The 8,673-nt window shown below is 69.0% G+C and carries 8 protein-coding genes; all 8 read right to left on the bottom strand.

Annotated elements, in window-relative coordinates; genetic code table 11:
• The coding region (locus ACMX2H_RS18400) for a DEAD/DEAH box helicase (protein ID WP_414962654.1) at positions 1–2,921 on the bottom strand (2,921 nt) is incomplete at its 3' end.
• 66 nt (positions 2,922–2,987) lie between these two features.
• The gene (locus ACMX2H_RS18395; protein ID WP_414962652.1) at positions 2,988–3,650 is read right to left on the bottom strand and encodes a DUF4232 domain-containing protein; all 663 of its coding nucleotides are present in this window, start codon (positions 3,648–3,650) and stop codon (positions 2,988–2,990) included.
• 80 nt (positions 3,651–3,730) lie between these two features.
• Positions 3,731–4,459 carry a YcnI family copper-binding membrane protein gene (locus tag ACMX2H_RS18390; protein ID WP_414962650.1) on the bottom strand — a complete coding sequence of 243 codons (729 nt, stop codon included), beginning with the start codon at positions 4,457–4,459 and terminating at the stop codon, positions 3,731–3,733.
• 74 nt (positions 4,460–4,533) lie between these two features.
• Entirely contained in the window at positions 4,534–5,157 is a 624-nt protein-coding gene (locus ACMX2H_RS18385; protein ID WP_414962648.1) for a hypothetical protein, read from the bottom strand.
• A gap of 2 nt (positions 5,158–5,159) precedes the next feature.
• On the bottom strand, positions 5,160–5,627 hold the full coding sequence (locus tag ACMX2H_RS18380) for a 23S rRNA (pseudouridine(1915)-N(3))-methyltransferase RlmH (protein ID WP_414962646.1): 468 nt from the start codon (positions 5,625–5,627) through the stop codon (positions 5,160–5,162).
• Positions 5,624–6,466 (bottom strand): thioesterase family protein, encoded by an 843-nt coding sequence (locus ACMX2H_RS18375; protein ID WP_414962645.1) that lies wholly within the window; start codon positions 6,464–6,466, stop codon positions 5,624–5,626. Before ACMX2H_RS18375 ends, ACMX2H_RS18380 begins: the two co-directional genes overlap by 4 nt.
• 82 nt (positions 6,467–6,548) lie before the next feature.
• The gene (locus ACMX2H_RS18370) at positions 6,549–8,117 is read right to left on the bottom strand and encodes a hypothetical protein (protein WP_414962643.1); all 1,569 of its coding nucleotides are present in this window, start codon (positions 8,115–8,117) and stop codon (positions 6,549–6,551) included.
• Positions 8,118–8,125: 8 nt separating this feature from the next.
• Positions 8,126–8,673 (bottom strand): PASTA domain-containing protein (locus tag ACMX2H_RS18365; RefSeq protein WP_414962642.1); only part of this gene is annotated, 548 nt, incomplete at its 5' end.

The following is an 8,673-nucleotide window of genomic DNA, read 5'->3' as shown; positions in this document are numbered from 1 at the left end:
ATGATCCCCTCGTCGAGCAGTTCGCGCAGTTCGGCGCGGCCCAGCAGGTCGTTGAGCAGTCCCGGGTCCAGGGAAAGCGCGGCGGCCCGGCGTTCGGCCAGCGGGGAGTCGCCCTCGTAGAGGAAGCTCGCGACATAGCCAAAGAGCAGGGACCGCGCGAACGGCGAGGGCTGCTGCGTGGTGGTCTCCACCAGGCGGAGCTCGCGGCGTTCAATGCCGGCGGCAATGTCCTTGAGCGCGGGCAGGTCGTAGACATCTTGCAGGCACTCGCGCACTGTCTCCAGGATGATCGGAAAGGTCGGATACTTGCGCGCCACATCCAGCAGTTGGGCCGAGCGCTGGCGCTGCTGCCACAGCGGGCTGCGCTTGCCGGGGTTCTGCCGCGGCAGTAACAGCGCGCGGGCGGCGCATTCGCGGAAGCGGGACGCGAAGAGCGCCGAACCGCCCACCTCCGCGGTGACAATCTGGTCCAGTTCCTCGGGATCGAAGAGGAACAATTCGGCGCCGGGCGGCTCGTCCTCCATCATCGGCACGCGCAGCACAATGCCGTCATCGGCTGCCATCGCGGACCCGTCCAGGCCATAGCGCTGATGCAGCCGCGCGCCGACGGCCAGCGCCCACGGAGCGTGGACCGGCATGCCGAACGGGCTGTGCAGCACCACCCGCCAGTCACCGAGCTCGTCGTGGAACCGCTCCACCACCAGCGTGCGGTCGTTGGGAACGTCGTTGGTGGCCTGCTGCTGCTCGGCCAGATAGGCAAGCAGGTTCCCCGCGGCCCAATCGTCCAGCCCGGCGCCGGCCAGCCGCTCGCGCGCCGGTTCTTCCGCCGCCCCCGATAGTTCCCGGACAAAACGGCCCAGTGCCCGCCCCAGTTCCACCGGCCGGCCGAGTGAATCGCCCTTCCAGAACGGCAGCTTGCCGGGCTGCCCGAAGGCCGGCGAGACCAGCACCCGGTCGTAGGTGATGTCCTCGATCCGCCAGCTGGTCGCACCCAACGCGAAGACGTCGCCCACCCGGGACTCGTAGACCATCTCCTCGTCCAGCTCGCCGACCCGCCGGCCGCCGCGGTTCTTCTCGTCCTCGGACCCCACCAGATACACGCCGAACAGCCCGCGGTCCGGAATCGTGCCGCCGGAGGTCACGGCCAGCCGCTGGGCGCCGGGGCGACCGGTGATGGTCCCGGCCAGCCGGTCCCAGACAATGCGCGGGCGCAGTTCGGCAAACTCATCGCTGGGGTAGCGTCCCGCCAGCAGGTCCAGCGTGGCCTCGTAGGCGGAGCGCGGTAGCGTGGCGAAGGGCGCGGATTTGCGCACGACGTCGAACCATTCCTCCACATCGACGGCGCCGAGCGCTGTGGCCGCCACGGTCTGCTGGGCGAGGATGTCCAGCGGGTTGGCCGGAATGAACAGCGGCTCGATTCGACCGGCGAGCATCCGCTCCACCGTGACCGTGGTGTTGACCAGATCCTGCCGGTGTTTGGGGAACAGCACGCCCTGGGAGGTTTCGCCGACCTGGTGCCCGGCCCGCCCCACGCGCTGCAGGCCGCTTGCGACCGACTGCGGTGATTCCACTTGCACCACCAGGTCCACGGCGCCCATGTCGATGCCCAACTCCAGGCTGGAGGTGGCCACCACGCAGCGCAGCCGGCCGGACTTGAGATCGTCTTCGATCTCGGCGCGGGCTTCCTTGCTGACCGAGCCGTGATGGGCGCGGGCAAGGATGAGGTCCGCGCCGGACATCGACCCGGCCTGCGCCATGATCTGGGCCGGCGGCTTGGTCTGTGTGCCCGTGCCGGTTCCGGTGCCGGTGCCCGCACCCATGCCTGTGCCGGTGCCCATGCCCGTGCCCGTGCCTACGCCGACACCCGGGCCCGTGCCTGCGCCGACACCCGTGCCCTCGCCGGGGACTGCGTCCCAGACATCATCGCCGGCGAGGGAGAGGGCTTGGCGTTCACTCCAGATTTCGTTGAACCGGGCGGTGAGCCGTTCGGCCAGGCGGCGGGAATTGGCGAAGACGATGGTGGACTGGTTCTCGGCAATTAGGTCGACGATCTTCTCTTCGACGTGCGGCCAGATGGATGCGGGCTGCGCGCCCGGGCCGAGTTCTTCCTGGCTGGGCGAGGCCAGCGCCGTCATGTCCTCCACCGGGACCGTGACGGTCAGGTCCCACGACTTCCGCGCGGGCGGGGCAACAATCTCCACCGGGGCGTTGCCGCCCAGGAACCGGGCAACAGTGTCCAGCGGTTCCACCGTTGCGGAGAGGCCAATCCGCTGGGCCGGACGGCTCAGCACGGCGTCCAGCCGTTCCAGCGTGACCGCCAGATGCGCGCCGCGTTTGGTCCCGGCCACGGCATGCACTTCGTCGATGATCACGGTGTCCACCGAGGCGAGGGTCTCCCGTGCCTTGGACGTCAGCATCAGAAACAGCGATTCGGGGGTGGTGATGAGGATGTCCGGCGGATGTGTGAGCAGCCGGCGGCGTTCGTTGGCCGGGGTGTCGCCGGAGCGGACGCCCACGGTGATGGACGGGGCGGGCATATCCAGCCGTTTGGCGGTTTGGGTGATGCCGATCAGCGGCGCCCGCAGGTTCCGCTCCACGTCCACGCCCAGCGCTTTCAGCGGAGAAATATAGAGCACACGGGTACCCCGGGATTCCGCCTGGCCGCGTCCCGGCTTGGGTGCCGGCTCCGGCACCTCCAGTGGAAGGGTCGGCTCTGCTTCCGCGGCGGCGATGAAGGTGTCCAGCGCCCAGAGGAAGGCAGCCAGGGTCTTGCCGGAACCGGTCGGTGCCACCACCAGGGCATGCGACCCAGCGGAGATGGCATTCCACGCGCCGGCCTGCGCGTCGGTGGGCGCGCTGAAAGCGCCGGCGAACCACTCGCGGGTGGCCGGGCTGAAGCGTTCGAGCACAGACGTCGTCATACCGATGGTCTGAGCCTAACCCCCGTCGCCGACGGCGTGCAGTTCCGCGGCAGCGGAAACGGGGGGCTACGGGGCTTGGAACGTGCCCACCGTCATCAGCACCACTGACTCATCCGAGCAGCCGACGGTTTCCTGCTCGGCGATCAGCGAGTCCTTGCGGTTCGGCGGGTAGATCTTCACACCGGCCACGTCGGTCAGGCCGCATTCGTCGCCGTAGTTCTGCGCATTCGTCTGGCGCAGCTGTGCTGCGGCGGTGCCGCCCGGAGCCACCGTGACGGTGACCGTTTTGGCCTCGGAGTCCCGGTCTGCCGGAGCGCCGACCTGTTTGCCCTTGGCGTCGACGTAGGAGACGCCGGGGTAGCCCGCCAGAGTGCAGGACGAGTCGCTGGTGTTCGTGAGCACCAGTGTCCGGTAGACGCTGCCGGCGGCGCCGGCGCCCGGTTCTGTTTCGATGGAAGCGGCCAGCTGATCGGCGCTGCAGGAACCGTCACCGGCGCTGGCATCGGCACTGCTGCTCGCCTCCGGCGACGCGGCGGCGCTTTCGGTCTCCGTGGCATTTTCGGTCTCCGGGGCCGGTGCAGCGGACGACGGCGGTGCGCTGTCCTCCGGGCCGGCGGACGCCGGCGCAGCGTCGGGCTCCTGGCCCGGTTGGCCGCAGCCGGCCAGCAGCAGGGCGGAGCCAACGAAGAGGGCCGCGGCGGTCGGCCTCAGCCGGAAACGATTCATCATGCTCACATTAAACACCGCCGGCCGGTGGTCTGTCCGCAGTGGACAGCCCACCGGCCGGCAGCGGCCCTGGATCGGGAGGATCAGCCCTTCTGGCGCGTCCGGGCCAGCGCGGTCACGCCCGCTGCCAGCCCCAGCACGCCGGCACCGAGCCCGGTCCAGCCAGCGACCGCCGCGGCGCTATTGCCCGACCCATCGGTGCCCGGCGCTTCGGCGGCCTCGGCACCAGCGGAGGCACCGCCGTCGTGCTCTGCGTGGCCGTCCGCGACGGCTTCGCCGATCACGAACGAAGGAGCCGGGGAATCCAGATCATGCGGGTCCTGGCCCTCGGCGGGGACTTCGGCCCAGTTCGTCTCGCCCTTCTCGCAGGTCTGCAGGACGGGGAACGCCAGGGTTTCACCGGCGGTCTCGGGCAGCAGCACCTGCAGTTGCAGCGTGTCGCGCAGCCCGTCCGCCACCGGTTCCTTGGCGGTGAAGACAACTTGGCTGACCCGCTCGGTCACAGTGGCGCCGCTGGCCAAGGTCTTCGGCGTATCCAGGGTTTCGCTGACCTTCTCAACGTCCCAGCCGGGGTGCACGGTGGGCGTGGCGTCCACCAGCTGTTCGGGCAGCGAGATGCCGATCTTGGTGGTCGGTGAGCCCTCGCAGCCGTGGGCGAAGGCGAAGGTCAGCACAGAGCTGCCGCCAGCGGCGTTGTTCTCCGGCGTGACGTGGACGTGCGCGGAGGCCGCGCCGGCGCCGACGGCCAGCAGGCCGGCAGTGGCCCCGGCGGCGAGGGCGGTGCGGAGGGTAATGCGGTGGATGGTTTTCACTGGGGGTGCCTTTCAGGGGGCGCTGGGCAGGTTGCAGCCACAGCACCGGAAGAAGTGGGAATTCACATCGGGCGTCAGCCCGGAAGCGGAACGTTCACTTCCGCCGGCGGTCCCCGCAGCGGCACCAGCCTGACCAGATACGCGGTGTGCAGCGGTAGCGGAGCCTGGGTGTTGACCGGCAGGGACGCGCGGACGGGCGACGCGGTGGCGGTAGGCAATTGGACCAGCGGCCGCAGCCAGCCGGCCAGCGCCCACAGGGCTGCCTCGCCGCGAGCCAGCATCAGCGCGGTCAGTGCGGTCGCCAGCACGTGGGCGGCAAGCATACCCGGCGAGTTGCCGGTGTGCGCCGACGCGGACACGCAGTCGAGCGCCACTGCCGCATGCCCGGCATGGCCAAGGTGGCCGGCATGGCCGGCGTGTTCGGCCATCGGGCTGACCGGCGCGCACTGGACTGTTCCGAAGAGTTCAAAGGCCTGGTGCAGCGCCAGCTGACCGAAGGACAACACCGCCAGGACGGTGGCCGGCCCCAGCCGGCGCCCGGCCAGCACCATGACCGGCAGCCAGGTGAGCGCGCCCAGTGCCAGCACGACGGCGGCGGGCGGCAAGGCGCCGCCGGCGGCGGTGTGTGCGCCAGCGGCGAGGCAGAGCACGGCGGCGGCGACGACGGCCGACCGGCCGAAGCGCAGCGCGCTACCCATGGTCATTCATGGTGGTAGGGCCGCCCACCGGCGATCTCCTGGGCCCGATAGAGCTGCTCCATCAGGATCAGCCGGACCAGTTGGTGCGGAAAGACCAGTTTGGACAGGGACCAGACAAAGTCGGCGCGGCGGTGGATCGAGTCGTCCACCCCGTACGCACCGCCGATGATCAGCGTGACATTGCGCGAGCTGTCCAGCGGCTGCTGCAGGGTGCGGGCCAAGGTGGGCGAATCGATGTTCTTGCCGCGCTCGTCCAGCAGGATGACGAAGTCGTTGGCATGCTTGCCGGCGAGCTTGGCCAGCAGGGTTTCGGATTCCTCCCGGCGCGCGGCGTCATGTTCCCGGGAGGAATGCGGGATGGGCTGCCAGCTGACGTCGAACGGCTTCTTCATCCGCTTTTCGTAGCGGTCGATTCCCTCCGCCACCCATGACTCGTGCTTGCGTCCGATGGTGAGGATGCGCAGGCTCATCCGTCGGCTGCCGGGAACTTACGGACGGTCAGGATTTGCGCGGCGCGGCCCACCGGGCCCTGCTCATCGAACAGTTCGGTATCGGTCATGCCCACCCCGCCGGCGCCAAAAGTGACCCGGGTGTCCAAGCCGGTCCAGTCGCCGTGCGGCTGGCGGAACAAGTGGATGGTCAGGTCCAGGTTGGGGAACATGTACTCACGCGGGTCCTGCCGCACGGCCACCCCGTTCGCGGTGTCCACAATGCTGACGAAGCGGGCCAGCGGGTGGATGTCCTCGTCCAAGACCAACGGGTGCAACGGCCGCGCCCACACCGTTCGGTTGCCGGGCCCGCCGTCTGCGACCGTGCGGAACTCCGTGGCACGGATGAAGCCGCCGTCCCAGACGCTCTGCATCGGCGCCGGCGGGCAACCTTCCGGCCGCGGCAAGCCTTGATGCGCGGGACCGGCGACGGCTGCGGTATCGCCGGCGAGTTGCCGCCACACCTGGGCACGGATCGCGGCGCGGCCCTGTGCCATGAACGTGGCCTCCAGTAGTTCGATCGTCCGGCCGGGACGAAGCACCCGGGTCTGGATCTCGAATTCGCCGCCGTGGATGATGCCCAGGATCTCGAAGTTGAGGCGGCTCATCACCATCTCCGCGCGGGGGTGGTTGCGCAGAAGCTCGTGCACCATCAGCCCGGAAGCCGGGGCCATATGCTGCTCGTGGTCGTTCCACGCGCCTTGGGAATGCAGCGTGGAATGAAAGCGTCCGCCGTCCAGACGCACGTAGTACGCGTCCGGGACCGCACTCCCATCGGCACCCAGGTGCTCGACGGCGGCTGTGGCAGTGGAATCGACCATGCCACCACTCTAACTAAATCCCCAGACCCCGATGGCCGCTTGGGATCCCAAGGCCCCGATGGGCGCGCGGGGCTCTACCGTCTCAGCGCTGGTCCTTTGGGCGGGGATCGGCCGGGGTCGCCGGGGCCACAGGTTCGGCTGGCGGTGCCCAGTCCAGGATGGCCGGCACACCGATGGCGGCTTCGCAGTTTACCGGCGTGGGCTCTGAGGGCGGTGCCGGCGGATCCTCGTCGTCCTCTTCCGCCTCGTCCACGGCGTCCTGGTAGTCCTGCCTCGCTCGGCGGTAGTCCTGCTCTGCTGCAAGGTTGTCCGCTTCGCACGCTGCCAGGGCGTTGCGGTAATTGGCCCGCGCATTGTCGCGCCGGGTGAAGAATGCCGAGCGTTCGGCCAACGCCTGCTGGTAGACGTCATATTCCTTCCAATAGTCGTCCCACTGCGCCGCGATCTTGTCCCAGGCCTTGTTCACTTTCGCCACGGCGGCGGCATAGTCCTTGTACTCCTTGACCTCCCGCTGGTACCGGGCGTACGCGGCCCAGTAATCCAGCACGCCTTGCTGCCATTTTTCGACGCCGGTGGCGAGTTTGTCCTCCGCGGCGTGAGTACGTTCCCGGTTGGCGGCCGCAGCCTCATCGGCGTCGTAAGGCACCGGAGCCATTCCGGTGAAAGCCCAGCCGCAGCCCGGTCCCGCGGCGTCTTCGGCCAGCACCTTGACCTTGCTGGAGGTGGCGGGCTGGGCCACCGGGCTCTTGGGCGGTTTGGGCACCTTCCGGGCCTCCGGCATCAGCGGCCAGACCGGATAGCTCGGCTCAGCCGCGGGATGGGCAGCTTTGACCTTCAGCTTTGGGGCGGGCATCGGCACGGCCTGGTAGCCGGCGTCTGCCGGTACCTGCGGCGGTGAGACAGCGCGGATGGCCACTGTACTGGTGCGGGTGAAGGGCTTGTAGTCCTCCGTTGACCAGGGGGAGCGGGCGGCGTCGCCGGCGTCGGACTTCTGGTCGGCGCAGACGTCATTCAGCGTCTCGGTGAGTTTTTTGTCGAGCTGTCCGGCCAGCTTCCGCAGCCGTTCATCGGCCTTTCCCACCAAAAAGGTCAGCACGTCCCCGCGCCGGAACGTGACCACCTGCATGGTGCGCCCGCTCTTTGTGGTGTAGTCCCGGTGCGCCTCGACACCTGGGGTGTCCAGATCCTCGCCGTCGACATCGACCGAGCTTCCGGCACAGTCGGATGCGTTGTCCAGCAATTCATCCATTGCTTCGGCGCCGAGGCCGGCGGTGTAGGCCGCGCTGACCACCTGAACGCTTACTTTGCCCGCCTTGAAGGAACGGGCCACCGCGACGGACGGAGCAGCGCCGATGTCGCACGAGTAGGGCACCGGCAGCGCCACTGCGCTCTGCAGCGGGCCGTCCGGCTTCCATTTTTCCGGGGGTTCCTCCAGCAGCGCGGTCAGCGACGTGGACGCCGGGCTGTCCGCGAGCACGGCGCTGATTGCCACCGGGGTCGCAGCCTCGGCCACCGCGGGCGCCGGGTCGCGGGGGAGGACCATGGGCATGCCGGACAACTGCAGTGCCACGAGTCCGGTGGCGGTGACGGACGTCAGGCAGAGGACGCCGGTGGCGAGGGCAACAGCCGGATGCTTCTCGAAGATGGACATCGGGGCTCCTACGGCTGCTCGGGGACCGTGATGGCGGTGTTGCTGCCGGCACTGAGCGTGATGGTCACTTCCTGCCGGAAGGTCAGGATGCTGCCCGGCGGGGCCGACTGTTTCGTCACCACGTTCTTGCCGATGCGTGGATTCGGTTTGGTGGTCTTCTGTGCAATCACGGGTACCAGGTTGTTGCGCAGCAGCACGGTGATGGCCTCATTGACACCCAGCCCGCGGAGATCGGGCATGGACCGCGATGCCGCCACGCTGCTGGTCAGCGGATCGGCTTCGGGCATTGGCTCCGCGGGCAGGCCCTTGTGCAGGCCCTCCATGGTGTCCTTCCACACCGGGCCGGCCAGTTCCGAGCCAGTGAGGTCGCGGAAGGTCTTTCCATAGGCCCTCACCTTGGTCAACGGGTGCTGCGCGCCGCCGCGCGGATCACCCAGCCACACCGCCGTCGCATACTGCGGCGTGACGCCTACAATCCAGTTGGCGGCGAAGTCGTTGGTGGTTCCGGTCTTGGCGCCGGCCTTGCGGCCCTTCGGCATGCCCAGCACGCCCAGCG

Origin of the sequence: Arthrobacter sulfonylureivorans (assembly GCF_047607445.1) — a bacterium.
In the GTDB taxonomy this organism is placed as follows: Bacteria; Actinomycetota; Actinomycetes; order Actinomycetales; family Micrococcaceae; genus Crystallibacter; species Crystallibacter sulfonylureivorans_A.
Note: the sequence above shows the minus strand (reverse complement) of the source record. Positions and strands in the feature narration are given on the sequence as shown.

Coding starts and splice junctions, on each gene's coding strand:
- ACMX2H_RS18395 (WP_414962652.1), bottom strand. CDS start 3,650: ATGATGAATCGTTTCCGGCTGAGGCCGACCGCCGCGGCCCTCTTCGTT.
- ACMX2H_RS18370 (WP_414962643.1), bottom strand. CDS start 8,117: ATGTCCATCTTCGAGAAGCATCCGGCTGTTGCCCTCGCCACCGGCGTC.
- ACMX2H_RS18375 (WP_414962645.1), bottom strand. CDS start 6,466: ATGGTCGATTCCACTGCCACAGCCGCCGTCGAGCACCTGGGTGCCGAT.
- ACMX2H_RS18385 (WP_414962648.1), bottom strand. CDS start 5,157: ATGGGTAGCGCGCTGCGCTTCGGCCGGTCGGCCGTCGTCGCCGCCGCC.
- ACMX2H_RS18380 (WP_414962646.1), bottom strand. CDS start 5,627: ATGAGCCTGCGCATCCTCACCATCGGACGCAAGCACGAGTCATGGGTG.